19 protein-coding genes are annotated in these 25,844 nt (G+C 60.1%); 8 read left to right on the top strand and 11 right to left on the bottom strand.

Annotated features, from left to right (window positions below):
* The first annotated feature begins 127 nt into the window (after positions 1–127).
* Both cmoA and cmoB read left to right on the top strand, forming a co-directional pair.
* Positions 128–907 carry a carboxy-S-adenosyl-L-methionine synthase CmoA gene (gene cmoA, locus PMI21_RS06975; protein ID WP_007940468.1) on the top strand — a complete coding sequence of 260 codons (780 nt, stop codon included), beginning with the start codon at positions 128–130 and terminating at the stop codon, positions 905–907.
* A complete protein-coding gene (gene cmoB, locus PMI21_RS06980) occupies positions 904–1,860 on the top strand; it encodes a tRNA 5-methoxyuridine(34)/uridine 5-oxyacetic acid(34) synthase CmoB (protein WP_007940467.1) in 957 nt (318 codons plus the stop codon). The genes cmoA and cmoB overlap by 4 nt, the downstream gene beginning before the upstream one ends.
* A 35-nt stretch (positions 1,861–1,895) precedes the next feature.
* Here the strand turns inward: cmoB and tadA are convergent, their stop codons facing one another.
* From tadA to treP, 7 genes are all read right to left on the bottom strand, one after another.
* Positions 1,896–2,393 (bottom strand): tRNA adenosine(34) deaminase TadA, encoded by a 498-nt coding sequence (gene tadA / locus PMI21_RS06985; protein ID WP_007940466.1) that lies wholly within the window; start codon positions 2,391–2,393, stop codon positions 1,896–1,898.
* Positions 2,393–3,769: a multicopper oxidase family protein gene (locus PMI21_RS06990; protein ID WP_033064161.1), complete on the bottom strand. Its 1,377-nt coding sequence runs from the start codon at positions 3,767–3,769 to the stop codon at positions 2,393–2,395. Before PMI21_RS06990 ends, tadA begins: the two co-directional genes overlap by 1 nt.
* Before the next feature lie 222 nt (positions 3,770–3,991).
* The gene (locus tag PMI21_RS06995) at positions 3,992–4,282 is read right to left on the bottom strand and encodes a PTS transporter subunit EIIB (RefSeq protein WP_007940464.1); all 291 of its coding nucleotides are present in this window, start codon (positions 4,280–4,282) and stop codon (positions 3,992–3,994) included.
* A gap of 2 nt (positions 4,283–4,284) precedes the next feature.
* Positions 4,285–6,819 carry a phosphoenolpyruvate--protein phosphotransferase gene (ptsP, locus tag PMI21_RS07000; RefSeq protein WP_007940463.1) on the bottom strand — a complete coding sequence of 845 codons (2,535 nt, stop codon included), beginning with the start codon at positions 6,817–6,819 and terminating at the stop codon, positions 4,285–4,287.
* A gap of 62 nt (positions 6,820–6,881) precedes the next feature.
* Positions 6,882–8,105 carry a maltoporin gene (locus PMI21_RS07005; protein WP_007940462.1) on the bottom strand — a complete coding sequence of 408 codons (1,224 nt, stop codon included), beginning with the start codon at positions 8,103–8,105 and terminating at the stop codon, positions 6,882–6,884.
* A gap of 106 nt (positions 8,106–8,211) precedes the next feature.
* Entirely contained in the window at positions 8,212–9,861 is a 1,650-nt protein-coding gene (gene treC / locus PMI21_RS07010; RefSeq protein WP_007940461.1) for an alpha,alpha-phosphotrehalase, read from the bottom strand.
* A gap of 139 nt (positions 9,862–10,000) precedes the next feature.
* Positions 10,001–11,443, bottom strand: coding sequence for a PTS system trehalose-specific EIIBC component (gene treP / locus PMI21_RS07015; RefSeq protein WP_007940460.1), 1,443 nt, complete (start codon positions 11,441–11,443; stop codon positions 10,001–10,003).
* Positions 11,444–11,680: 237 nt separating this feature from the next.
* On the opposite strand from treP, the gene treR reads away from it, so the two are divergent.
* Positions 11,681–12,385, top strand: coding sequence for a trehalose operon repressor (gene treR, locus PMI21_RS07020; RefSeq protein ID WP_007940459.1), 705 nt, complete (start codon positions 11,681–11,683; stop codon positions 12,383–12,385).
* Positions 12,386–12,484: 99 nt separating this feature from the next.
* Positions 12,485–15,523, top strand: coding sequence for a membrane-targeted effector domain-containing toxin (locus PMI21_RS07025; RefSeq protein ID WP_007940458.1), 3,039 nt, complete (start codon positions 12,485–12,487; stop codon positions 15,521–15,523).
* A 94-nt stretch (positions 15,524–15,617) separates the two neighbouring features.
* Here PMI21_RS07025 and guaA read toward each other — a convergent pair whose 3' ends face one another.
* From guaA to PMI21_RS07045, 4 genes are all read right to left on the bottom strand, one after another.
* Entirely contained in the window at positions 15,618–17,195 is a 1,578-nt protein-coding gene (gene guaA / locus PMI21_RS07030) for a glutamine-hydrolyzing GMP synthase (RefSeq protein ID WP_007940456.1), read from the bottom strand.
* 99 nt (positions 17,196–17,294) lie between these two features.
* On the bottom strand, positions 17,295–18,764 hold the full coding sequence (guaB, locus tag PMI21_RS07035) for an IMP dehydrogenase (RefSeq protein WP_007940455.1): 1,470 nt from the start codon (positions 18,762–18,764) through the stop codon (positions 17,295–17,297).
* A gap of 141 nt (positions 18,765–18,905) precedes the next feature.
* Positions 18,906–19,454: a hypothetical protein gene (locus PMI21_RS07040; RefSeq protein ID WP_007940454.1), complete on the bottom strand. Its 549-nt coding sequence runs from the start codon at positions 19,452–19,454 to the stop codon at positions 18,906–18,908.
* 86 nt (positions 19,455–19,540) lie between these two features.
* A complete protein-coding gene (locus tag PMI21_RS07045; RefSeq protein ID WP_007940453.1) occupies positions 19,541–20,308 on the bottom strand; it encodes a sulfite exporter TauE/SafE family protein in 768 nt (255 codons plus the stop codon).
* A gap of 100 nt (positions 20,309–20,408) precedes the next feature.
* Between PMI21_RS07045 and PMI21_RS07050 the strand changes: the two genes are divergently transcribed.
* From PMI21_RS07050 to leuA, 4 genes are all read left to right on the top strand, one after another.
* The gene (locus PMI21_RS07050) at positions 20,409–21,305 is read left to right on the top strand and encodes a LysR family transcriptional regulator (RefSeq protein ID WP_007940452.1); all 897 of its coding nucleotides are present in this window, start codon (positions 20,409–20,411) and stop codon (positions 21,303–21,305) included.
* Between the two features lie 72 nt (positions 21,306–21,377).
* Positions 21,378–22,757 (top strand): exodeoxyribonuclease VII large subunit, encoded by a 1,380-nt coding sequence (xseA, locus tag PMI21_RS07055; protein WP_007940451.1) that lies wholly within the window; start codon positions 21,378–21,380, stop codon positions 22,755–22,757.
* Between the two features lie 3 nt (positions 22,758–22,760).
* Complete coding sequence (locus PMI21_RS07060; RefSeq protein WP_007940450.1) at positions 22,761–23,582, top strand: peptidoglycan DD-metalloendopeptidase family protein; 822 nt, start codon at positions 22,761–22,763, stop codon at positions 23,580–23,582.
* A 435-nt stretch (positions 23,583–24,017) separates the two neighbouring features.
* The gene (leuA, locus tag PMI21_RS07065) at positions 24,018–25,697 is read left to right on the top strand and encodes a 2-isopropylmalate synthase (RefSeq protein WP_007940449.1); all 1,680 of its coding nucleotides are present in this window, start codon (positions 24,018–24,020) and stop codon (positions 25,695–25,697) included.
* Positions 25,698–25,844: the final 147 nt, after the last annotated feature.

The raw sequence follows: 25,844 nt of genomic DNA, 5'->3' as shown, positions 1-25,844 counted from the left end.
GGGTGGGGCCGCTTCGCAGCCCAGCGGGAGCAAGCTCCCTCGCCACAACAGCATGTGTTTAAGTTAACCGAGGTTAGTCCGGCGGTTTATCAGCAAACCCGCGCATCCCCGCGCCAAGTTGGCTAAAATGCCGACCTTTTCCACCTATGCCGCTGGAACCGCCGTGAGCAAAGAATCCGATCGCCTTTTCGCCCAGCCTTTGGCCCAGGTGCCTGACTTCGCCTTTAACGAGGACGTGGTGCGGGTGTTCCCGGACATGATCAAGCGCTCGGTGCCGGGTTATCCGACCATTGTTGAAAACCTCGGCGTGCTCGCCGCGCAATTCGCTCAGCCAAACAGCGTGCTCTACGATTTGGGCTCGTCGCTGGGTGCCGTGACCCAGGCCTTGCGCCGTCATGTGCGCACCGACGGCTGCCGCGTCATTGCTGTGGATAATTCCGCGGCCATGGTCGAGCGTTGCCGCGAATATCTCAACGGCCAGGACTCGATGTTCCAGGAGTTGCTGCCGGTGGAAGTGATCGAAGGCGACATCCTCGCCCTCGAATTCCAGCCGGCCTCGGTGGTAGCGCTGAACTTCACCCTGCAATTCATCGCCCCGGACCAGCGCACCGCGCTGCTCGCGCGTATCCGCCAATCGTTGCTGCCCGGTGGCGCGCTGATTCTTTCGGAGAAGCTGCGCTTCAACGACCCCGAAGAACACGCGCTGCTCACTGACCTGCACGTGGCCTTCAAACGCGCCAACGGCTACAGCGAACTGGAAATCGCCCAGAAGCGCAGCGCCATCGAAAATGTCATGAAGCCCGACAGCCTCGAAGAACACCGCGAACGCCTGCTGGCCGCCGGGTTCTCGAAAGTCGTGCCGTGGTTCCAGTGTCTTAACTTTGCCTCGTTGATTGCCTTGCCATGATTGATTTGTCCCCCCTCGCCCGCCGTCTGGCCGGTACTCCGTTGGCCGAATGGGCCAACACCCTGCAAGTGCAACTCGACAAGAAAATGGAAAAAGGTCACGGCGACCTGGAGCGCTGGCAGAGCGCCCTGGATGCGTTGCCGAAGATCCAGCCGAGCGAAGTCGACTTGTTGAACGGCCTCAAGCTGGACACCGATTGCGACGATGAAACCCGCGCGCAAATGCGCACCGCGCTGATGGGCTTGTCACCTTGGCGCAAAGGGCCGTTTGACCTGTTCGGCGTGCATGTCGACACCGAATGGCGCTCGGACTGGAAGTGGTCCCGGGTGGCTCCGCATCTGGACCTGAAGGGCAAACGCATCCTCGATGTCGGCTGCGGCAACGGCTATTACATGTGGCGCATGCTCGGCGCCGGGGCCGACAGCGTGATCGGTGTCGACCCCAACTGGCTGTTCTTCTGCCAGTTCCAGGCAGTGCAGCGTTACCTGTCCGAACCCAATGCCTGGCACCTGCCCTTCCCTTTCGAAGACCTGCCGCCGAACCTGGAAGGGTTCGACACCGTGTTTTCCATGGGCGTGTTTTACCACCGCCGTTCGCCGATCGAGCATTTGCTGGCGCTGAAGGATTGCCTGGTCAAGGGTGGTGAACTGGTGCTGGAGACGCTGGTGATCGAAGGCGATCAACAGCAGGTATTGGTGCCGGAAGACCGTTATGCACAGATGCGCAATGTCTGGTTCCTGCCGTCGGTGCCGGCGCTGGAACTGTGGCTGCGTCGCGCCGGGTTCAGCGATGTGCGTTGCGTGGATGTGAGCATGACCACGGTCGAGGAACAACGCGGGACGGAGTGGATGAAGTATCAGTCGTTGAGCGACTTCCTCGATCCGGATGATCACAGCAAAACGATCGAAGGGCTGCCGGCGCCGATGCGTGCGGTGATCGTCGCCCGCAAGTAGAAGCTTCGCGGGCAAGGCGGCCTACCTGTCGCCGCCTAATCCGCTGGCTTGGCCCTACGAGCCTTGAAGAACTCGCTCAACACCGCGCCGCATTCTTCCGCCAACACGCCGCCCTCATACAACACCCGATGATTGAGAAAGCCCTGGGTAAAAAACTGCCCCTGGCTCTGCACAATTCCGGCCTTGGGTTCCAGTGCGCCATACACCACTCGCGCAATCCGCGAATGCACGATCAGCCCGGCGCACATGCTGCACGGCTCCAGCGTCACGTAGAGTGTACTGCCGGGCAGGCGATAGTTGCTGGCGGCCTGGGCGGCGGCGCGGATCGCGACCATCTCGGCATGGGCGCTGGGGTCGTTGCCGCTGATCGGGCAATTGAAACCGCGCCCGATGATTTCACCGTCCTGCACCAGCACCGCGCCCACCGGCACTTCACCCAGCGCCGCGCCTTCGGCGGCGAGGGCCAGGGCTTCGTGCATGAAGTCACGATCACGGCTGCGGTCGATAATCGCCGCGGGGCGTATCTGACGCATCACGCCACCTCGATGGCGGCCATCAGGCCGGTTTCCATGTGGTCGATCACATGGCAGTGGAACATCCAGACGCCCGGGTTATCCGCCACCAGCGCCACTTGCGCGCGCTCGTTCTTGCCCAACAGGTAAGTGTCGGTGAAGTACGGGATAACCTTGTGCCGGTTCGAGGAAATAACCTTGAAGCTCATGCCATGCAAATGGACCGGGTGCTGATACTGAGTCATGTTTTTAAATTCGAAAATATAGCTTTTGCCCTTTTCGAGCTTGGCAATCGGTCGGTCGGCGCAGGTCTTGTCGGTGATATCCCAGGCCTTGCCGTTGATCTGCCACAGGCTGGGCGGCTTGCCGTTGTCGACATTGACCGACACCGAGCCCACCCATTCAAAATTGAAGTTGAGTTTCTCGGCATTGGCCAGGTCCGGCTCGGCCACCGGGTTGGCGGGCAGTGCCGGCGGCCACTCGGTCGGCGCGTCGGTATTGGCCACTGAGCGGAAGGTGCCCAGGCGTACCGGGCCATTGCGCAGGGACAGTTCTTCGCCGGCCGGTGGTGCCTTGATCGCCAGGCAAATGCGCATGCCGGGGCCGAGCCAGTATTCCTTGCCCAGTGGACGCGGTTCGATGGGATTGCCGTCCAGCGCGTAGATCTGCGCTTCGACGCCGGGGATGTTGAGGCGATAAGTCAGGGTGTTGTCAAGGTTGAGCAGGCGTACGCGGGTGATCTGCCCGGCGGGCAAGTCGATCACCGCTTGCGAGACGCCATTGATGGTCGACAGGCCCCCGGCCGTGCCGCCACGGGCCGCTTCACGAGGAATGCTGAACGGCACGAAGGCACCGACTTCATCGACATGCCAGCTCTTGAGGCTCAACGTTTTTTCGTATTTGAAACCGGTGGGCTCGCGCTCTTCGATAATCAGCGGGCCGACCAGGCCGCGACCGAGTTCTTCGCTGCTGTTCACGTGCGGGTGATACCAGTAGCTGCCGGCGTCGGGTACGCGGAATTTGTAGTCGAAGTATTCACCCGGCAATACCGGCAATTGCGACACGTAGGGCACGCCGTCCATTTCCAGCGGCAGGCGGATGCCGTGCCAGTGAATGGTGGTCGCCACCGGCAGGTGGTTGATAAAACGCACCCGCAGCCATTCGCCCTGACGCACGCGCAACTCAGTGCCCGGCGCCGATGGGCCGAACGCCCAGGCCTCGGTCTTGTGCCCGGCGACCAGTTCGACATCCAACGGAGCGGCGATCAGCTCATAGTCGTGGCCGGCCTCAGCGTCGGCCATCTTGCCCAGCCAGTAACGCGACGCGCCACCGGCCCCCACGCCAACCACCACAAGACCGGCCAGACCACCGAGTATTTGTCGACGGGTAAAGGACATGAACTCAACTACCTCACGTATCAGCCACAGGCGCGGTGCCTGCAAAAGGCGAATACGATACACCTGCGGTTGAGAAACAGTAAGGGCAGCGTGGCGGATGGACGCAGTTCGCGGTTTACCGTTCCCATGCTCCGCGTGGGAATGCATCTTGTGACGCTCCGCGTCACTTGGAGCGGACGCGGAGCATCTGTGGCGGCATTCCCACGCAGAGCGTGGGAACGATCATGGCTGCAGACCGGTGATCAGATGCACTACCCCACCATCCAGCATCATGACTCCCGGCACCCCCGCCGCCGTCAACGCCTGCCGATCCATCCGCGCCATATCCCGCAACTCCACCCGCATCCGGGTCAGCGCCACGGGCTGATGCGACTTGAGGTTATCCACACCGCCCAGTGCGGCCACGACATTCGGCGCCAGCCCGGAAACGGCTTGAGTCACCGCTTTCGGTTCATCCACCACCAGATCCGGAGTCAACGCTTTCCAGAACACCCGCTGCATTTTCTCGAACATGCTCAGTTCTCCAGAACCAGTGAAGTATCGACCGTGGCCTCGTGGTGCAGCCGCAATGCCTCGCGTACCTGCTCGGCACTCTCCAGCCCCAGCACCTGCTGGGCGATGGCCTGACAGTCCAGCAGGTCCACTTCGCGAACTGCCGCCTTGATCGCCGGAATCAGCGGCACGCTCACCGACAGCTCATCCACGCCAAGCCCCAGCAACAACGGCACCGCCAGATGTTCCGAAGCCAGGGCGCCACACACGCCGACCCATTTGCCATGGGTATGGGCGGCTTTCACGGTACCGGCGATCAAGCGCAGCACCGACGGATGAAAACTGTCGGCCTGGCTGGCCAGCCGCGGGTGATCGCGGTCCATGGCCAGGGTGTATTGGGTGAGATCGTTGGTGCCGATGGAGAAGAAATCCACCTCGGGCGCAAACAGATCCGCCATCAGCGCCGCTGCCGGTACTTCGATCATGATCCCCAGTTTCGGCAGTTCCGTGAGCCCTGCTGCCAGCGCCTCCTCTTCAAGCAGCTGACGGGCCAGTCGCAATTCCGACAACTGCGTGACCATCGGCAACATGATGTGCAAGCGAGCCAGCCCGGCGCTGCTCAGGATCGCCTTGAACTGATCGCGCAACAGCTGCGGACGCTCCAGGCACAAACGAATACCGCGCATGCCCAGGAACGGGTTGGTTTCGCGGTCCATCGGCACGTAGGCCAATGGTTTGTCACCGCCGACATCCAGGGTCCGCACCACCAGATTGCGCGCCGGCCCCAATGCTCGGGCGATGGCGCTGTAGGTGGACGCTTGCTCGTCATGGCTCGGTGCATGGTTGCGGTCCAGATACAGAAACTCCGAACGCAACAGACCGACGCCCTCGCCGCCCAGCGTCATGGCCTGTTCGGCTTCGGCCAGCGAAGCGATATTGGCGGTAATTTCAAAATGATGCCCATCGCGGGTACAGGCAGCCAGCGCGGCATTTTCCAGTTCGTATTGCTGGCGTTTCTTTTGTCGCTGACGATTGGTTTTCAACTGCTCAATAGCGGCCAGCTCAGGATCCAGCTGCAACTCGCCCTTGTCGGCATCGAGCAAAACCCGGGTGCCATTGGCCAGTGCCAGCACCTGAACCGGCAAACCGCAGATCGCCGGCAAGCCGAAGGCCCGGGCGAGAATCGCCACATGGCTGGTGGCGCCACCGCCGACCGTCGCGAACCCCAGCACCTTGCGCGTGTCCAGGCCAGCCGTCTGGGAGGGCGTCAGTTGCTCGGCAATCAGAATCGCCCCTTCCGGCAACACCATCGCCTGATCCTCTACGCCGAGAATCAACTTGAGCACCCGTTGACCAACGTCGGCCAAATCCGCTGCCCGTTCGGCCAGCAAGGCATTGCCCAGTTTTTTGAACAAGGTAGCCGTCGACTCGGTGGCCGCCCGCCAGGCGAAACCGGCGCTTTTGCCAGCGTCGATCAGTGCCAGGGCCTGATCCAGCAGGCTTGGGTCTTCAAGCAGCTCCTGATGCGCCTTGAAGATATCTGCCTGGGCGTCACCCGTGGCCTGGTCACGCAACTGCTGCAGGTCCAGAACCGCCGTCGCCAACGACCGGGACAAGTGCTCGCGCTCAACTTGCGCGCCTCGACCGGATTCAATAACTTCAAGGGTCTGCTGCGCAATCTGCACCACCTGGCCAAACGCCGACCCCGCCGATGCACAGACGCCACGCAGCACCTTCAGCGATGAGGCTTCAACGGTAACCGGCTCAACCTCTGCCATCACCGTCACGGCTTCTCCGCAACCGGCGGCCAGCAACTCGGCCAGGGTCTTGATCGCCACTTCGGCATCCGCCCCCGCCGCGCTGACTTGCACGATGTCGCCGTGAGCGGTCTGCAACGCCATGATCGCCACCAGGGATTTGGCGTTCGCGCTGTCCTGCTGTTTATGCAGGCAAATACTCGCCGAAAAACCTTTCGCGGCCTGGGCAAACACCGCCGCAGGGCGGGCGTGCAAGCCATTGAGATTGGGCAGCGTCAGCGGTTTGGAGAACAATGCCTCGCCCTCCTCCGGCACCCGCTCATCGGCCCCCTCTTCGGACGGATTCAGACTCAGCAGCGGTTGACCGCTTTGCACCACCCCCGTTTCGGGTGTCAGCCAGGTGAACGGCTCTGCGCTGACCACCAGCATCAAGGTCAACAAACTGCGTGCGTTCAAGGCGATGTAATCGGCATCGAACTCGATCAGCGCCTGCCCCACCTCAACCCGCTGACCTTCCTCCACCAACCGGGTGAAGCCCTTGCCGGCCAGGTTCACGGTATCGAGGCCGATGTGCATCAACACCTGCACGCCGTTGTCGTCGGTGATGCTGACAGCATGCCCGCTGACCTGCACATTGCTGATCACTCCAGCCAGCGGTGCGCACAAGGTGGACGAGGTCGGGTCGATACACAGACCGTCACCGATCACGCGACTGGAAAACACCTGATCGGGCACCTGGTCCAGCGGCATCAGCACGCCGGACAAGGGAGCCAGCAGTTGCAATTGTTGGGGTGTGGCCATGACGTCACCTGCTGTTTTGTTCTTTGAAGTGCCGATGGAGCGCGAGGCCCCGACAGCATCGCTTATTTCCACCAATACTCGACCTGCAATCCGACGTTCGAACCGTGTCTCGCCGTGCCGAAGGCGCCGGTGTCAGATAACGCCGAACCTGCCGCCAGTTCATTGGCCGCCCGTTTGGCCGCCTCGTTCCAGCTGGCATAGGTGTAATACAGACGCACCTCGGGGCGCGCCCAGAATTCCGGGCCCTTGGGCGACCAGGTCGGGGCGATGGTGAACTTGCTCAGTTTGCGCGTACCGCCTGTGGCCTCGACCTGATCGTGGCCCAGTTCGGTCACCAGTTTGATTTGCTCGGTGATTGCATAGGCCGGGCGAATCCCGAGGGAAATCCAGTTCTGATCGGCGCCGTCCGGGCGAATGTCCTTCTGGTAGACCGCCTCGACCTGTCCGCCGAAGCGTGGCGTCACTTGCCAGTCGAAGAATTCGACCACGCGGTAGCTCTTGCTGCTGTCGTCCAGCTTCACGTTACCGGTATAACCCAACCCGGTGCCGGGGCCTTCGCCGTATTGAAAGGCCAGTTTGTTCTTGCCGCCCAGAAAGCCCTTCTGCACATGCTGGGTGGTGATCGCCCAGCCACGGTGAGCGTCGCGGCTGTCGGGTTTGTCGATGTAACTCAAACCGAACTCCAGCTCACCGCCGGGGTTGGTGTTGAAACCGGCGACGTTGAAATCGTGACGGTTGATGTAGTCCTTCTGGTACAGGTTGTCCTTGCGCGAGAAGGCGTAGCTGTACTTCAGATCGCCGATCAGCACGTCTTCGATACCGCCGCCGGTGGCGCTCTGGTTCCAGTAGTAAAAGTCGGAAATATGAATGTCATTCCGTTTGTAGTAACGCCGACCGGCCCACAGCGAACCACCATTGAGGCTGGGCATGTTCGACCATTGCGCATACAGCTGCGGCATGCGCACCGAGCCGTTGTCACCGTTGAACGTCAGGCTGCGGTCGTATTGGTTATACAGCGAAGCCATGCCGTCGACACTGAGCACCGAACCATCGTCCAGCGTGAACAGATCCTGACGCAATTCCAGCTCCGCATACTGTTCGCATTCGTTGCCCAGGCGGTATTTCGATTGTGCGCCCGGCAATTGAAAGCACGACTGCGAACTGCTGTTGACCGAGGTGCCGACACCGCTACGCAAATAGCCGGCGAATTCCAGCGCCTGGGCCGACAACGGTAACCCCAGGCAGACACCCGCGACTGCAAGGCTGCGATTTATTGTTATCTTCAAGAACCACCTCATTATTTTTATTGTGTGATGCAGCAAAACCGGCGCGCAAAACTCCCCGCGCAGCGTTCTGCGTGTGTTTTGAAACGATGCTGTTATTGGTTAAGGGTTAGTCGTTGGTCAGGTGCAGAACGAACGACTCATAGGGCCGTAAAAAGACCTGCCGATGTCGCGGCGGACAGTCCGGGTAATTGCTGATCACCAGACGTTGCGCCATCGCTTCACTGATCACCTCCGGCGGCAGTTCAACTTCACACGGCGTGCCATAGAAGTTGTTCAGCACCAGCAAACGCTCACCATTGCCTTCACGCACGTATGCCCAGATTTGTCTGTGCTCAGGCAATAACTGCCGGTACACACCATCGGACATCAGTGTTTCGCTGCGGCGCAGGGCAATCAGCTGACGGTAGTGATGCAGCACCGAATCAGGATCGTCGAGTTGGTGGGCGACGTTGATTTGCGCGGCGTTGGCCGGCACCCCGATCCACGGTTCGACAGCGCTGAAACCGGCGTTCGGCTCGGCGCTCCAGTGCATCGGCGTGCGACTGTTGTCCCGAGACTTCTGCATGATCGCCGCCATGTTGTCGGCGTCGTTTGCACCAGCCTCACGCTTGAGCCGGAAGATGTTCAGGGTCTCGACATCGCGGTACTGATCGATGTGATCGAAGCCCGGATTGGTCATGCCCAGCTCTTCGCCTTGATACACAAACGGCGTGCCCTGGAGGAAATGCAGCGCAGTGCCGAGCATCTTCGCCGACACCACCCGATGCTCGCCGTCATCACCAAAACGAGAGACCACCCGCGGCTGGTCGTGGTTACACCAGAACAGCGCGTTCCAGCCACCGCCGGCCTGCATGCCGGTCTGCCAATCGGAGAGGATGCGCTTGAGTTCAAGGAAATCGAAGTCGGCGCGAATCCACTTCTGCAGGTTCGGGTAATCAACCTTCAAGTGATGAAAGTTGAAGGTCATCGACAGCTCTTTCGACTCCGGTCGTGAGTAGCGAATGCAATGTTCCAGGCTGGTGGACGACATCTCGCCGACGTTGATCAGGTCATGGCCTTCGAACACTTCGCGGTGCATTTCCTGCAAGTACTCGTGGACGTTCGGGCCATCGGTGTAGAAGCGTCGACCGTCGGTGTTGTCCTCGGGGAAATCCGCCGGTTTGGAAATCAGATTGATCACGTCCAGACGGAAACCGCCCACGCCCTTGTCGCGCCAGAACCGCATCATCTTGAAGACTTCGGCGCGCACTTTGGGGTTGTCCCAGTTCAGGTCGGCCTGCGTGTGGTCGAACAAGTGCAGGTAATACTGACCGGTCTGGGCTTCGTACTCCCAGGCCGAACCGCCGAACTTGGATTCCCAGTTGTTCGGCTGGTCGCGCCAGATGTAGAAGTCGCGGTAAGGGTTATCGAGGCTGCTGCGGGCCTGCTGGAACCAGGTGTGTTCGATCGAGGTGTGGTTGACCACGATGTCGAGCATCAGCTTGATCCCGCGCTTGCCGGCTTCGGCGATCAGCAATTCGCAATCGGCCATGGTCCCGTAGCTCGGGTCGATGGCGTAGTAATCGCTGATGTCGTAACCGTTGTCACGCTGGGGCGAACGCAGGAACGGCGTAATCCACAGGCAATCGACACCCAGCCAGTGCAGGTAATCGAGCTTGGCCACGACGCCGAGCAAATCCCCCGTGGGGTTGCCGGCGTGGCTGTGAAAACTCTTCGGGTAGATCTGGTAGATCACCGAACGTTGCCAGTCTTGCATGGCGGGGTTCCTTCTTAAATATGTACTGGCCCTGTAGGAGCTGCCGAAGGCTGCGATCTATTGACCTTCAGCGGTCTTGCAGAAGATCAAGATCAAAAGATCGCAGCCTTCGGCAGCTCCTACGGGCGAATGCGATCTATCAGGCGACCCGATACCCAGGCCGGACAATCTTCATGCTCAACCCGCAGGTCAAAACAAACGGCACGACCATGGCAATCACCATCCCGACCACGAACATCGGAATGAACTGCGGGATGATCGAGATGAAACCGGGCAAGCCGCCAACGCCGATCGCCGAGGCCTGGACCTTGTTCAGCGACAGGAAGATGCAGCCCAGGGCCGAGCCGATCAGGGCCGCATAGAACGGAAACTTGTAGCGCAGGTTGACCCCGAACATGGCCGGCTCGGTGATGCCGAAGTAGGCAGAAATCGCCGAGGTCGAGGCCATGCTTTTGTCCCGCACATTGCGGGTCATGTAGAACACCCCCAGTGCCGCGCTGCCTTGGGCGAGGTTGGACATGACGATCATTGGCCAGATGAACGTGCCGCCCTGTGTGGAGATCAGTTGCAGGTCGACCGCCAGAAACATGTGGTGCATGCCGGTGATCACCAGCGGTGCGTAGAGCAGGCCGAAAATCGCCCCGCCAACCATCGGCGCCAGATCGAACAGGGTCACCACGCCTTCGGTGATGAGAATCCCCAGATGGCGGGTCACCGGGCCAATTACCGCCAGCGCCAGCACCCCGGTCACAACGATGGTGGTAATCGGCACCACCAGCAGTTGAATGGCATTCGGCACGCGTGCCCGCAGCCATTTTTCAATGACACTCATAACGTAGGCCGCCAGCAGGATCGGCAGGATTTGCCCCTGATAACCGACTTTCTCGATCTGGAACACACCCAGGATGTCGAAGTACGGCAGACTCTGCCCCTCAAGCCCGGCCACCGCTTTGCCGTAGTTCCAGGCGTTGAGCAGATCCGGGTGCACCAGCATCAGGCCGAGCACAATGCCGAGGATTTCGCTGCCGCCAAAGCGCTTGGCCGCCGACCAGCCCACCAGCGCCGGGAGGAACACGAAGGATGTGTTGGCCATCAGGTTGATCAGGCTCCAGAGCCCGTCAAGCTTGGGATAAGCGTCCAGCAGGGTCTTGCCCTCGATGAACATGCCCTTGGCGCCGATCAGGTTGTTGATGCCCATCAACAGGCCGGCAATGATCAGCGCCGGCAGAATCGGCATGAACACGTCGGAAAACACCCGCACCAGCCGCTGCATGGCGTTGATCTTGTCGGCGCTTTTCTGTTTGACGTCAGCGATGGTCGAGACGGCGAGACCGGTTTGCCGACGCAGCTCGGCGTAGACCTTTTCCACTTCGCCGGGGCCGATCACCACCTGGAACAGGCCGCCGGTGTAGAACGAACCTTTGACCAGGTCGATCTGGTTCAGCGTGGCACTGTTGACCAGGCTCGGGTCCTTGAGGGCCAGGCGCAGCCGTGTGACACAGTGCGCGGCCTGCTCGAGGTTGTCGCTGCCACCGAGGCTGTGCAGCAGCTCGGTGACGATGTTCGGATAGTCATGGCTCATGCTTGTTCTTCCGCTGTAGTTTTTTGTTATTGGCAGCACGCCGAAGCGAAAAATACTCGTCTGTACGAGTTAAAGCAACAACTCGTACAGACGAGTTTGATTTTGTTTATCCTGAACCCGACAGGCGGCGATATTTCCTACCTCCGAAGTCAAAGAAACCCAAAGCCGCATGGACAAACCCCTACCCTGCCCTTAAGGTTCAAAACCTTGAGCACAACGCGGCACAGAGCCATCCCCATGAGTAAATACAACCAGATCTACAGCGATCTGCTTGCCAGCATCACGACCGAACGTCTGGAACGCGGCGCCCGATTGCCTTCCGAAACCGAACTGATGGACAGCTATCAAGCCAGTCGCGGCACCGTGCGCAAGGCCATCGAGCAACTGCAGGAGCGCGGTTTCGCCCAGAAAGTCCATGGCAAAGGTACCTTCGTGCTGTCGACCAACCCGATCGAATTTCAGCTCGGCGGCATCGTCAGCTTCCAGGAAACCTGGCCGCGACTGGGCAACGACGTCAGCACCGAGGTGGTCGAATTCGCCCAGATCCCCCTCGAAGGCCCGCTGCTCGAGCACATCAAGGCTGCAGAAGGCAGCCTGATCACCCGGATCAAGCGCGTGCGACGGATCGACGGCAAACGGGTGATCCTCGACATCAACCATTTCGTCAGCGACGTGATTCCCGGCCTGTCCCGCGACATCGCCGAGCACTCGATCTACGCCTACATCGAGCAGACCCTGCAACTGCAAATCGCCTACGCCCAGCGCACCATCGAAGCGGTCCCCCGCAGCAAGGACGACCAGCAACACCTGGACCTCGACGGGCAGAGCCATGTGATCGTGGTCAGCAACCAAACGTTCCTGCAGGACGGCCGGCAGTTCGAGTACACGGAATCACGGCACACCCTCGACAAGTTCTACTTTTCGGATGTAGCACGGCGCTGACCCTACAGGTTCTTGAATCACGTTTGGGCATAACTATGTAGTGCACCTCTTGCATGGAAACGGGCAATCATCGCGGCCCATTTCTCAAGGAACGAGAGCATGTCTACCGAACAAAATCCCCCCGCATCAAGCAATGCCGCCGACCAGGAAACACTCAGACTCATCGCGCCCGTCGTTGTGACAGCCTGCCCCGGCTTGCAGGAGGAAGCCCATGCGGTCGCCAGTGAAATCCTGCAAAAACACGGCATAACCCATCTGGACCCGGATCAGGTCTGGTGGCATCGCTTCTCCGGTTTAGCAGCCAGCAGCACCAAGGCATTTCGTGGTTGGGAGTACGAGCCCAAAATCAGTGAGTCCTTTACCCTGACGCAACTGGTCATCCACCGGTACCGCGTAACCGACCAGGACGACGCCCTCGAACTGGACTTCAAAGGCGGCTTTTATACGGCGGATGCGCACGCCAGTATTTACAACGAAACCAATGAAGTGCGGATGTACCCCAGGAAAGTCCTCGCAGACCTGTGGGAGAAGGACCTCAGTCAACGCTACCTGGAGAAGCTGAATGCGTTCTGGGCCAGCCATTTTGATGACTATCGCACCCTGGCCAAATGTAACTACCTCAGCAAAGCCGTGCAGGCACGGGAAAGCGGGCAACTCGAAGAGGAGGATTTCCAGACCGTCATCAGGGCCATGGTCGGTAACGCGTCCTGGCCGATCACCTTGGCGACCCTGCAAGCGCAAACCGTTACGCCTGAAGGTCTTCGTGTCTGTGCGCTGGATGTCGCAGGGCATGTCGCCACCGATATCCTGCGCATCGTTGAGCCCAATGGCCGGCAGATCACCTACGTTCCCGGCGCCGCAGAGCCCTTCCATGTGCATCCGACAGTGGCGGACATGCACTGGTGGATGCTGCTGCAAATGAACGAAGAGCAGCCCCGCACCGAATTCATGACCCATTTCCCGCTGTCGGTGCGAAAGGAGGTCCACGACAACATCACCCCACTCATGAATCAGCTGGTCGGCACTTGGGGCAAGTACGACCACCATTTGATCAATCAAAAAGACATCACTATTAGCGGTGATGTGTTCACCTGGCAGACCCGGGCTGTCCAGCGCACAATGCTGGAAGAGGCCGACCTGACGCTGGTGAGCAATGGACAGATGCGTAAACAGCTGTGGCTGGGTTATCTGACTGTCGGGCTGCACGTTTTCGGCCCATTGGCGGTGCTTGGCTGGCCGATCGCATTGCCAGTGATCGGGGCCAGCATCGCGGCGATGGGTTTGAATATCGACAAAGCGGTGAATGGCAAAACGGCGGCGGAACGCAAGGCTGGCGTTATCGGCGCGGTGCTTGATGGGATCAATGTGTTGTTCAATATTCCGCTGCTCAAAGAAGCCGGCGTAATGGAGGAAGCGGGAGCTTCGGTCGACGCAGCCGAAGCGACCGAGATGGCCGACCTGAAGGCAGCCGGTCATCCGGATGAACCTGTCGGTACACAAGCGTCCGATGATGCTCAGGGAATCATCCGTCAACTTGAAGAATTCACGCCTCTGCCGAAGGAATCCACGCAAGCCATTGAAGTGCCAGAGCACTGGCAGAGCAATGAAATCCTGGAAAGCCAGACGCCTCTGGCCACGAGCGGAAAACTCCAGGGCATCTACTCGCTGGACTCAAACCCTTCTACCGCCATCCTGATGAACGATCAGGCTTACTACGTGCGCTACGAAGCCGACATCAACGGCGGCGGCACGTGGGCGATCATCGACCCACAAAACCCTCTCGCCTCTTCAGGGTCTATGCCAGTACGCCTGAATGCCGAGGGTGAGTGGGAACTGGCGCCGAAAAGCAGATTGAGGGGCGGCGGCAAGGACCTGCCCGACCCTGTTCCCGGATCCTCCACGGGAACCACCCATGTCCGGCCACCGGCTGAGCTTTTCCGACACCTGACGAAATACGATACCCCCAATGGACGTTCAATGAATTTCCTGGCGTTAGGCCAAAAAGAAACGCACTTCAAAATGGTCAACCTTCCCGACGGGACCATAAAAGCCGTGACTGTATACGATGAGTTCGTCGCTGCACGGCGTACGGCCCTGGTGAGAGATGCGCGCACTTTCCAGATCCCCAAGAACTTTTTTGCCTCATTGCCCGCACGTCCGGTACAGCCCGTCATCACGCCGTCCATGACGCCCTCGGAACTCATTGAGAAAATATTCGATACTGCGCCCGGGCTAGTCGTCGGCGAAAGTCAGGATCGCATTGCCAGTATGCGGTTCCTCATCGAAAACATGCAGACGCTGTCGAAGCAAGGCGTCAAGACGATTTACATGCATCGTTTGCTCAACGACTTCCTTCAAGTCGACCTGAATAATTTCGCCGATACAGGGAAGATGGAAGGCATGCTGGAAATGTATTTGAAACAGCTCCAGAGCGATCCCGCCGGGCAGTTCACACCCCTTGAAGTCGTCCGGACGGCCCAACAGTACGGCATTCGAGTCCAGTCCACTGATTGCCTGGCAAGCTATCGGTTCCCGGACGCGTCCTTTGGCACCCTGTCGCAACAATCCATCAAGAACTACCTCACTCACACGATCATCCAGGCCAACGAAGCCTACAGCCCTGGAAAATGGGTGGTGCTGACCGGCCAGGAAAACACCAACACGTTCAGGGGAATTGCCGGTATCAGCGAAATGGAGGGGGGGATCGGTTTACGGATCGAAGAGGTCGGTCCTGACCAGAGCCTGCACATCGAGATAGACCATGGCATCGAGGTGGGTCGTGACGTTCAGCCCCCACTGCCGCAGATGCGCGGAGACTTTGACACCTTGTATGCCGATATCAGCTTGAAAATGCCCACCCCACCAATCACTCAACGAACACAGGAAGCCATCCTCCGGCTCCTGTACCGTCCGGGCATGTTCACCATCGAGCAATCAGAGGGCACCTGGACGTTGATCCATCGCAGCAGGACCGGCGTGATCGTGCGGACGATGATTGAGCGAACCGAGGATGGCGGCTTTCTGATCAACCGTCCCGCCTGGACCGATGTGCATCAGGTCAACTACCAGAATATTGGCCTTCTTGCACGAGCACTCCACCGCATGGGCATGACGCTTGAAGGGCGCCTGCCTGTGTAATCAGCACAGCACCGGAGCTGATACGTAAAAAGGCCCCGTAAACTCACATTCACGGGGCCTTTCAGGTGTTACGGACGATCAGTTGAAACCGGGATCACTCCCACTCGATCGTCGCTGGCGGCTTGCTCGACACGTCATAAGTAACGCGGGAGATGCCTTCGATTTCATTGATGATGCGGCCGCTGACGGTTTCCAGCAGTTCGTAAGGCAAGTGAGCCCAACGCGCGGTCATGAAGTCGATGGTTTCCACGGCACGCAGGGCAACGACCCAGGCGTAACGACGGCCATCGCCGACCACGCCAACCGATTTCACCGGCTGGAACACCACGAACGCCTGGCTGACCTTGTGGTACCAGTCGGCCTTGCGCAGTTCTTCGATGAAGATGTGGTCGGCGCGACGCAGCAGGTCGGCGTATTCCTTCTTCACTTCACCGAGGATCCGCACGCCCAGGCCCGGGCCCGGGAACGGGTGACGGTAGACCATGTCGTACGGCAGGCCGAGTTCCAGGCCCAGACGACGGACTTCGTCCTTGAACAGCTCGCGCAGGGGTTCAACCAGCTTGAGGTTCATTTCTTCCGGCAGGCCGCCCACGTTGTGGTGCGACTTGATCACGTGCGCCTTGCCGCTTTTCGCGCCAGCCGACTCGATCACGTCCGGGTAGATGGTGCCCTGGGCCAGGTACTTGATGTTGTCCAGTTTGCAGGATTCGGCATCGAACACGTCGATGAAAGTACGGCCGATGATCTTGCGCTTCTTCTCCGGGTCCGACTCGCCCGCCAGGTTACCGAGAAACTGCTCTTCGGCGTTGGCGCGGATCACTTTGACGCCCATGTTCTCGGCGAACATGGCCATCACTTGCTCTCCTTCGTGCAGACGCAGCAGGCCGTTGTCGACGAAGACGCAGGTCAGTTGGTCGCCAATGGCTTTGTGCAGCAGCGCGGCAACCACCGAGGAGTCCACGCCGCCGGACAGGCCGAGCAGTACGTTGTCGGTGCCGACCTGAGCGCGGACCTGGGCGATAGCGTCTTCAGCGATTTTCGACGGTGTCCACAGCGCTTCGCACTCGCAGATATCGAGGATGAAGCGCGACAGGATGCGACCGCCTTGCTTGGTGTGGGTCACTTCAGGGTGGAACTGCACGCCGTAATAACGACGCTCATCGCTGAACATGCCGGCGATCGGGCAGCTCGGGGTGCTGGCCAGGATGTGGAAGTCTTCCGGCATCCTGGTGACCTTGTCACCGTGGCTCATCCAGACGTCGAGGCCGAACAGGCCATCGGCGTCGATATGGTCTTCGATGCCGTCGAGCAGGCGGCTCTTGCCGACCACATCAACACGGGCGTAACCGAACTCACGCAGGTCGGAACCTTCAACCTTGCCGCCCAGTTGCTCGGCCATGGTCTGCATGCCGTAGCAGATACCGAAGACTGGCACGCCCAGGTCAAACACTGCTTGCGGGCAGCGAGGGCTGTCGGCTTCGTGCACGGACTCGGGGCCGCCGGCGAGGATCACGCCTTTTGGAGCGAATTCGCGAATGGCTTCCTCGTCCATGTCGAACGGATGCAATTCGCAGTAAACGCCGATTTCACGCACGCGGCGGGCGATCAGTTGGGTGTACTGGGAACCGAAATCGAGGATCAGGATGCGGTGAGCGTGAATGTCGAGGGCCATGATTCAGTCTCGTCTAAGTAATTCAGAAACAGTCGTGATTCAGAAACAACTCGGGGCTGAATAGAACAGCCCCGGTTGCTTAACGATTTGCTTGAAGCCTCAACCTACGCGGTAGTTTGGCGCTTCTTTGGTGATCTGTACGTCGTGGACGTGGGACTCGGCCATGCCAGCGCCGGTGATCCGCACGAACTCAGGCTTGGTGCGCATTTCTTCGATGTCGGCGCTGCCGGTGTAACCCATCGAGGAACGCAGGCCGCCCATCAGTTGATGGATGATGGCGCTCAGGGTGCCCTTGTAAGGAACACGCCCTTCGATGCCTTCCGGAACCAGCTTCTCGGCACCCGCGGAGGAGTCCTGGAAGTAACGGTCGGAGGAACCTTGAGCCTGGGACATGGCGCCCAGCGAACCCATACCGCGATAAGCCTTGTACGAACGGCCCTGGAATAGTTCGATCTCGCCTGGCGCTTCTTCAGTACCGGCGAACATCGAGCCCATCATCACGCAGGAAGCACCGGCCACGATGGCCTTGGACAGGTCACCGGAGAAACGGATGCCGCCGTCGGCGATCAACGGAACGCCAGTGCCCTCAAGGGCGGCGGCGACGTTGGCGATGGCACTGATTTGCGGGACGCCGACACCGGCGACGATACGGGTGGTGCAGATCGAGCCTGGGCCGATACCGACCTTGACTGCGTCAGCGCCAGCTTCGGCCAGGGCCTTGGCGGCAGCGCCGGTGGCGATGTTGCCGCCAATGACCTGCACTTCAGGGAAATTCTGTTTGACCCAGCGAACGCGGTCGATCACGCCTTTGGAGTGACCGTGGGCAGTGTCGACCACCACCACGTCCACGCCGGCATTGACCAGGGCGGCTACGCGGTCACCGGTGTCTTTACCGGTACCGACTGCAGCGCCAACGCGCAGACGACCTTGATCGTCCTTGCTGGCCAGCGGGTAAGCCTTGGCTTTTTCGATGTCGTTGACGGTCATCATGCCTTTGAGGGCGAATTTGTCGTCGACGATCAGCACGCGCTCGATGCGGTGCTTGTGCAGCAATTCACGCACATCGTTCTTGTTGGCGCCTTCCTTGACCGTGACCAGACGTTCTTTGGGCGTCATCACTTCACGGACACTGATGTCCAGACGGTTTTCGAAGCGCACGTCACGGGAAGTGACGATGCCGACCAGGTCGCCATCGTGCAGTACCGGAACGCCGGAGATGTTGTGCAGGCGGGTCAGTTCGAACAGATCACGAACCGTGGCATCGGCCTCGATGGTGATCGGGTCCTTGACGACGCCGGCTTCGAACTTCTTGACCTTGCGCACTTCGGCAGCTTGCTGCTCGATGGTCATGTTCTTGTGGATGATGCCGATGCCACCTTCCTGAGCCATGGCGATTGCCAGACGGGCTTCAGTAACGGTGTCCATGGCGGCAGAAACCAGTGGAATGTTCAGCTCGATGCCACGGGTAAGGCGGGTCTTGAGACTGACTTCGTTAGGAAGCACCTCGGAATAACCGGGCACTAGGAGAATGTCGTCGAATGTCAGAGCTTCTTGGCTGATACGCAGCATCGCGGGGGCTCCCGAGCGGGAAAATGGAAGCGCGCCATTATAGTCAGACACCCCCTCGGGTTCAATGTAAAACTCTGCCTATTATTGGCATTACTGACATACGGAGAAACATTGTCCCCCGCAGAGGACCGGGGTCGGCATTTAGAGTTCGACTTTGACCCAACTCACGGGCTGATCCAGCCAATCGGCAAACTCATCGATAAAGTCCTGCTTGAACCCGGCCTCGAGCCAATTGTTGAAGATGAACCCCAGGTTGGAAAAGCCGCATTCCTGCAAAAACAGAAAGCCGTTGATGTCGTCTTCATGCCCGCATTCAGGGCAGGTGAAGTTATCGGTGCGCCCCGGCATCCAGTCTTCCAGGCTTTCGAACAGCGCTTCGCCAATTTCCTTGCGGCACTCGGCGCAGCCGGCTTCTTCGAGGAAACCCTTGGCCGGTGTATAGATGCAGCGCTTGGTGATGATTTCCAGGCCATTGATTGGCTCGCCGAACGGCAGCGCTTCAGGGTGCAGGACCACGGCGCGGGCACCGTCGGCGATGGCGTGGGCCATGCGATTGCCGGTGCGGCCACAGGTGGTCAGCTCTTCTTTAATGATGTTCTTGCGCACCAGCCACCGCACGACTGCCCGAGCCCGGGGTTCGTGTACCGGCAGTGTGGAGATTTTCGGGACGATGATGCTTTGCGAATTCATGGTGCAAGCCTACTGCGTCAAATGGATGTTCCTGCGGCGTGCCGATTGCCAGGACGGCCGGCAGCTTAATCCCTGACGAAATCCGGTCAAGTACTCAAATAACGCCCGATCAAGGCAATCCCGCTGGCCAGCACCAGCCAGGTCACCAGCCGCACGAAGGCCTCGCGGGACAATTTCATGGTCAACCGCCGGCCGATCCACAACCCCAGCGCCATCGCCGGCAACAAACACAGCGCCAATACCAACAAGGGTAGCTCGGCATACACCCCGGCGACGGCAAACAGGCTCAAACGCACCACGGTGCTGCAACTGATCAGCGCACTTTGGGTGGCCCGGGCCTCGTCCTTGGGTAACCGACTGTTCAAATAGATCGCATACAAAAAACCACCACTGCCAAACAGCGCCCCGAACATCCCGCCCACCGTGCCCATTGGCACCGCCCACCCGGCGGATAATTGCGTCGGACGGGTTTTGATCCACAGGCTGTAAATCGCATAGGCACTGATAAACAGCCCCATCAACAGCAACAACACATCGGACTTTAGGTTCAGCAGAAAAATCACCCCCAACGTGCAGCCCACCGCCATGCACGGCAGTAGTCGCAGCAACTCGGGCCGCGCTACATTTCGGCGCGAGGGCAGCAGATTGCCGAACGCCGCAACGAAATCCAGCAGCACCAGCAGCGGCACGATTTTCGACAGCGGCATGAACAGAATCAGAACCGGCCCCGCTACCAGCGCGGTGCCAAAACCGGCAATGCCGAACACGATGTAGGCCAGAGCAACACCCAATCCGATCACCAACCAATCCACCGCACCCCACGGCCATTGGTTTAACAACTCCAACACATTCATCGACACGGCTTCCTTTTATTCCTGTGATGACTTTAGCCAGCGTCAGGCGTTGCGACTAATATCTTCAAAATCGACCACCCATCTCAAAAAGGCATACCTGGTGCTTTCAACCCGCCAATTGCGTTACTTCGTGGAAATCGCCGAGAGCGGCAGCTTCAGCGCTGCGGCCGAACGACTGTTTATTGCTCAATCTGCCTTGAGCCGGCAAATCAAGGACATGGAAACCCGCCTGCAAACGCCGTTGTTCGAACGCACCGCGCGCCAGCCCCGACTGACCGCGGCGGGTGAAGCCTTCTTGCCTAGGGCCAGAAACCTGCTGAACGAACTGACCAAGGCCAGCGAAATGGCCACTCAGGTGGGCACCGGCCAACTGGGCGTCTTGCGCCTGAGTCACTCCAGCACCGTGCCCATGAGCGGTCGGCTGCTGCGCGGCATCAGCGCCTATCTGGATCAGCACACCGGGGTGTCGATGGACATCGTCAAGCTGTCCTCCGAGGCGCAACTGGAAGAATTGGCCGAAGGTCGCCTTGATGTGGGTCTGTTGCGCCTGCCGGTGCTGCGTCAGCGCGAAGGGGTGCAGATTGTTCCGCTGTACAGCGAGCGTCTGTTGCTGGCGGTGCCGCCAAATCATCGGCTGGCTGTGGATAAGTCGGCGCACGGCATCGATCTGGCACAGTTGAAGGATGAAGCGTTTATTTCCATCCCTCATCCACAGCGTGGCGGCCTGAGCTATCTGTCCGCCGAGTTGTGCATGCGCCAAGGGTTCTTTCCCCGGGCGGCTCGGGTGGTATCGCGCAAAACCACGCAACTGCAATTGATCCAGGCCGGGTTCGGCATCACGCTGCTACCGGAGTCGATGCAGGACATCGCGCCGCCGGACATCCACTTTCTCCCCTTGGCCGATCCGGATTGCCACAGCACCGTCGCCCTCGCCTGCCGGCAAGATCCCACCGCGCTGGTTCAGCAATTCGTCGAACACTTCACCCGATTGCCGTAGCAAAGCCCGCTCCCACAAGGGATTTACACTGGCTCATGGAGATTGATCGCCGAATGCCTTTAAACTGCGCCCATGATTAAAGATCCCTTTGCAAGACTCGGCCTGGACCGGGAAGTCCTGACTGTCAGCCAGCTCAACGGCCGCGCGCGGGTGTTGCTCGAAGACGTGTTCAGCAACATCTGGGTCGAAGGCGAAATCTCCAACCTCGCCCGCCCGGCGTCCGGCCATGTGTATTTCACCCTCAAGGACAGCGGCGCCCAGGTGCGTTGTGCTTTGTTCCGGCAGAACGCGGCACGGGTTCGCCAGGCGCTGAAGGATGGCCTGGCGGTCAAGGTTCGCGGCAAGGTTTCGTTGTTCGAGGGCCGCGGCGACTACCAACTGATTCTCGACACCGTAGAGCCGGCCGGTGATGGCGCCCTGCGCCTGGCCTTTGATGCATTGAAGGAAAAACTCAGCGCCGAAGGCCTGTTCAGCGCCGAGCGCAAAGTGCCATTGCCGGCGCACCCGCAACGCATCGGCATCATCAGTTCACCCACCGGCGCGGTGATCCGCGACATCATCAGTGTGTTCCGCCGCCGTGCGCCGCAGGTGCAACTGACGTTGATCCCCACCGCCGTGCAAGGCCGCGAAGCCACTGCGCAGATTGTCCGCGCACTGAAACTGGCGGACGCCCGTGGTTTCGATGCGTTGATCCTGGCCCGTGGCGGCGGCTCGCTGGAAGACCTCTGGTGTTTCAACGAAGAAGCCGTGGCCCGCGCCGTAGACGCCTGCGTGACGCCGATTGTCAGCGCCGTCGGCCATGAAACCGACGTGTCGATCAGTGACTTCGTCGCCGACGTTCGCGCCCCGACGCCGTCCGCCGCCGCCGAGCTGCTGGCGCCGGACTCCAGCGATCTGGTGCGTCGGGTCGAAAGCCTGCACCGACGACTGGTGATGCGCATGCGTGACCGCTTGATGCGTGATCGGCTGCGCCTGGAAGGCATCTCTCGCCGCTTGCGCCATCCCGGCGAGCGCCTGCGTCAGCAAGCGCAACGTCTGGACGATCTGGACATGCGCCTGCGCCGCGCCTTCGAACGCAGCCTCAATACCCGTCGCGAACGCTTGATCCGTCTGGAAACCCGCCTCGCCGGGCAACATCCCGGGCGACAACTGGCGATGCTTCACCAGCGCCTCGACAGCCTCGCCGAGCGCCTGCCCCGAGCCATGCGCGAAGGCCTTAAATCCCGTCGCCTGCAACTGCAAAGTCAGATGCAGACGCTGCACGTGGTCAGTCCGTTGGCGACCCTCGCCCGTGGTTACAGCATTCTGTTGGACGAGCGCGGCAACGCGATCCGCAGCGCCGCGCAGACCCATACTGGCCAGCGCCTGAAAGCCAAACTCGGCGAAGGCGAGCTGCAAGTGCGGGTCGAAGACAATCACCTGACGCCTGTCACCCTTTCTTTACTGGATTGATCCATGTCGCGTTTTTTCGCTCCGCTGCTGTTGCTGTGCCTGACCTTCAACGCCCACGCCGACAGTTACATCACCCGTCTATTGAACAAACCGGTGCCGGGTGGCGTGGCAGTGGTGGATCTGGGCAGCTCCGCCCAGGCACCGAAAGCCAGCTACCAAGGCAAGCCCGTATTGGTGGTCAAGGAACAGAACAACTGGCTGGCCATCGTCGGCGTGCCGCTGACGGTCAAACCGGGCAGTCAGTCGCTTAGCAGCGGTGGCCGCAACCTGAGCTTCACCGTCGGCAGCAAGAAATACCCGGAACAGCACATCACCCTGAAGAATACGCAGCAGGTCAATCCGAACCCGGAAAATCTCAAGCGCATCGAAGGCGAGCTGGCCGAGCAGATCCGGGCCTACCGCAGCTTCAGTCCGAATACCCCGAGCAACCTGCTGCTGGACAAACCAGTAGATGGGCCGCTGTCGAGCAAGTTCGGCGTGCGCCGCTTCTTCAATGGCGAAGAGCGCAATCCCCACGCGGGCCTCGACTTTGCAGTGCCCGCAGGCACGCCGATCAAAACCCCGGCCGCCGGCAAGGTGATCCTGATCGGGAATTACTTCTTCAACGGCAACACGGTGTTCGTCGACCACGGCCAGGGCTTTATCAGCATGTTCTGCCACATGTCGAAGATCGACGTGAAAGTCGGCCAGCAACTGGCGCGTGGTGACGTGGTCGGGAAAGTCGGCTCAACTGGCCGCGCGACCGGGCCGCATATGCACTGGAATGTCAGCCTGAACGATGCGCGGGTGGATCCGGCGATTTTTATTGGTGCGTTTCAGCCATAAGCAGTGGTTGAGGCTGATGGCCTCTTCGCGGGCTTGTCCGCGAAGGCGGCCTGAGCATCACCGAAACCCGCAGATAAACCGAACACTCCCACTCCCAACCCACTCAACCCTTCTTCTATCGATTGCGCATGGCTGAGACACTGCGCAAACAACAAAACGATCCAGCCTCCTACGAGCAATAAAATCTCGCAAAATCCTGCTTTTCGAGGATTCCTCTCAAAGTTTTTCGACTGCTTGCCATCCTTTCCCCCCGCGGTTAGGGTTGAAGGCATGAAAACCTCTCACACCCTCATTCAGCTCCGCCAGCACCGCAGCCTGTGCCTCGTCAGTGCACGACTGCCGGGCTGAATCGCGGTGCCTCGTCTGACGCTTTACCAGAACATTTGATCCACCGGCAGGCCGCCTTTTTTCGGCCCACACAATAAGGATTTTCCAATGAGCATGCTCAAAGACCCGTCTTCGAAATACCGCGCGTTCCCGACCATCAACCTGCCGGACCGCACCTGGCCATCGAAGACCATCGACGTCGCGCCGATCTGGTGCAGCTCGGACCTTCGTGACGGCAACCAGTCGCTGATCGAGCCTATGGACGCGGTCAAGAAGCTGCGTTTCTGGAAGACCCTGGTCTCCGTCGGCGTGAAAGAAATCGAAGCCTCGTTCCCGGCCGCTTCGCAAACCGACTTCGACTTCGTGCGTACCCTGATCGAAGACGGCCACATCCCGGACGACACCACCATTCAGGTGCTGACCCAGGGCCGTGAAGACCTGATCGCGCGCACCTTCGAATCCCTGCGCGGCGCCAAGAAGGCCATCGTTCACCTGTACAACGCGACCTCCCCTTCCTTCCGCCGCATTGTCTTCAACCAAGACAAGGACGGGATCAAGGCCATCGCCGTGAACGCCGCCAAGCTGTTCGTCAAATATGCCGCCCAGCAGCCGGACACCGAGTGGACCTTCGAATACTCGCCAGAAACCTTCAGCGCCACCGAACTGGAATTCGCCAAGGAAGTCTGCGACGCGGTGATCGAGGTGTGGAACCCGACGCCTGAGCACAAGGTGATCCTCAACCTGCCCGCCACCGTCGAATGCGCCACCCCGAACATCTATGCCGACCAGATCGAATGGTTCGGTCGTCACATCAACCGTCGTGACAGCGTGATCATCAGCCTGCACACCCACAACGACCGTGGCACCGGCGTGGCCGCCACCGAGCTGGGCCTGATGGCCGGCGCCGACCGTGTCGAAGGCTGCCTGTTCGGCAACGGCGAGCGTACCGGTAACGTCGATCTCGTCACCGTGGCATTGAACCTCTACACCCAGGGCGTCGACCCTGAGCTGGACTTCTCCGACATCGACGGCGTGCGCAAAGTCGTCGAAGAATGCAACCAGATTGCGGTGCACCCACGTCACCCGTACGTCGGCGACCTGGTTCACACCGCGTTCTCCGGCTCGCACCAGGATGCGATCCGCAAGGGCTTCGCCCAGCAGCAACCGGACGCCCTGTGGGAAGTGCCGTACCTGCCGATCGACCCGGCCGACATCGGCCGCAGCTACGAGGCGGTGATTCGCGTCAACAGCCAGTCGGGCAAGGGCGGTATCGCTTACCTGCTGGAACAGGAATACGGCATCAGCTTGCCGCGTCGCATGCAGATCGAGTTCAGCCAGGTCGTGCAGCGTGAAACCGATCGCCTGGGCCTGGAGATGACAGCCCAGCAAATCCACGCGCTGCTGCACAGCGAGTACTTGCAGGCCAACACCCCGTATGCGCTGGTCAGCCATCGTTTGCAGGAAGAAAACGGTCACAGCGCCGTGGAAGTCGAAGTTTCCAGCAAAGGTCAGGGCGAAACCAACCTGCACTGGCGCGGCAAGGGCAACGGTGCCCTGGAAGCACTGGTGGCCGGCCTGCCGATCCCGGTGGAAATCATGGACTACAACGAACACGCCATCGGCGCGGGCACCAATGCCAAGGCCGCGGCCTACATTGAACTGCGGGTCAATGGTGAGCGTGCGGTGCACGGCGTCGGCATCGACGAAAACATCACCACTGCCAGCTTCAAGGCCCTGTTCAGCGCGCTGAACCGCTCCCTGAGCCAGCCGGAAGCGAAAGCGGCATAAGCTTCGCAGCAATGCAAAAGGCCCCGGGGTGAGAACCTCGGGGCCTTTTTGTTGATGATCGTTCCCACGCTCCGCGTGGGAATGCCTCAAGGGACGCTCCGCGTCCAGTGACGCGGAGCGTCACGGGCTGCATTCCCACGCAGAGCG

Origin of the sequence: Pseudomonas sp. GM18, from assembly GCF_000282195.1 — a bacterium.
GTDB lineage: Bacteria > Pseudomonadota > Gammaproteobacteria > Pseudomonadales > Pseudomonadaceae > Aquipseudomonas.
This window is presented reverse-complemented; position numbering and strand designations above follow the sequence as displayed.

What these genes read in the sequence shown, in the direction of transcription:
- cmoA (WP_007940468.1), top strand. Translation starts at nt 128, where the DNA reads ATGCCGACCTTTTCCACCTATGCCGCTGGAACCGCCGTGAGCAAAGAA.
- cmoB (WP_007940467.1), top strand. Translation starts at nt 904, where the DNA reads ATGATTGATTTGTCCCCCCTCGCCCGCCGTCTGGCCGGTACTCCGTTG.
- tadA (WP_007940466.1), bottom strand. Translation starts at nt 2,393, where the DNA reads ATGCGTCAGATACGCCCCGCGGCGATTATCGACCGCAGCCGTGATCGT.
- PMI21_RS06990 (WP_033064161.1), bottom strand. Translation starts at nt 3,769, where the DNA reads ATGTCCTTTACCCGTCGACAAATACTCGGTGGTCTGGCCGGTCTTGTG.
- PMI21_RS06995 (WP_007940464.1), bottom strand. Translation starts at nt 4,282, where the DNA reads ATGTTCGAGAAAATGCAGCGGGTGTTCTGGAAAGCGTTGACTCCGGAT.
- ptsP (WP_007940463.1), bottom strand. Translation starts at nt 6,819, where the DNA reads ATGGCCACACCCCAACAATTGCAACTGCTGGCTCCCTTGTCCGGCGTG.
- treC (WP_007940461.1), bottom strand. Translation starts at nt 9,861, where the DNA reads ATGCAAGACTGGCAACGTTCGGTGATCTACCAGATCTACCCGAAGAGT.
- treP (WP_007940460.1), bottom strand. Translation starts at nt 11,443, where the DNA reads ATGAGCCATGACTATCCGAACATCGTCACCGAGCTGCTGCACAGCCTC.
- treR (WP_007940459.1), top strand. Translation starts at nt 11,681, where the DNA reads ATGAGTAAATACAACCAGATCTACAGCGATCTGCTTGCCAGCATCACG.
- PMI21_RS07025 (WP_007940458.1), top strand. Translation starts at nt 12,485, where the DNA reads ATGTCTACCGAACAAAATCCCCCCGCATCAAGCAATGCCGCCGACCAG.
- guaA (WP_007940456.1), bottom strand. Translation starts at nt 17,195, where the DNA reads ATGGCCCTCGACATTCACGCTCACCGCATCCTGATCCTCGATTTCGGT.
- guaB (WP_007940455.1), bottom strand. Translation starts at nt 18,764, where the DNA reads ATGCTGCGTATCAGCCAAGAAGCTCTGACATTCGACGACATTCTCCTA.
- PMI21_RS07040 (WP_007940454.1), bottom strand. Translation starts at nt 19,454, where the DNA reads ATGAATTCGCAAAGCATCATCGTCCCGAAAATCTCCACACTGCCGGTA.
- PMI21_RS07045 (WP_007940453.1), bottom strand. Translation starts at nt 20,308, where the DNA reads ATGAATGTGTTGGAGTTGTTAAACCAATGGCCGTGGGGTGCGGTGGAT.
- xseA (WP_007940451.1), top strand. Translation starts at nt 21,378, where the DNA reads ATGATTAAAGATCCCTTTGCAAGACTCGGCCTGGACCGGGAAGTCCTG.
- PMI21_RS07060 (WP_007940450.1), top strand. Translation starts at nt 22,761, where the DNA reads ATGTCGCGTTTTTTCGCTCCGCTGCTGTTGCTGTGCCTGACCTTCAAC.
- leuA (WP_007940449.1), top strand. Translation starts at nt 24,018, where the DNA reads ATGAGCATGCTCAAAGACCCGTCTTCGAAATACCGCGCGTTCCCGACC.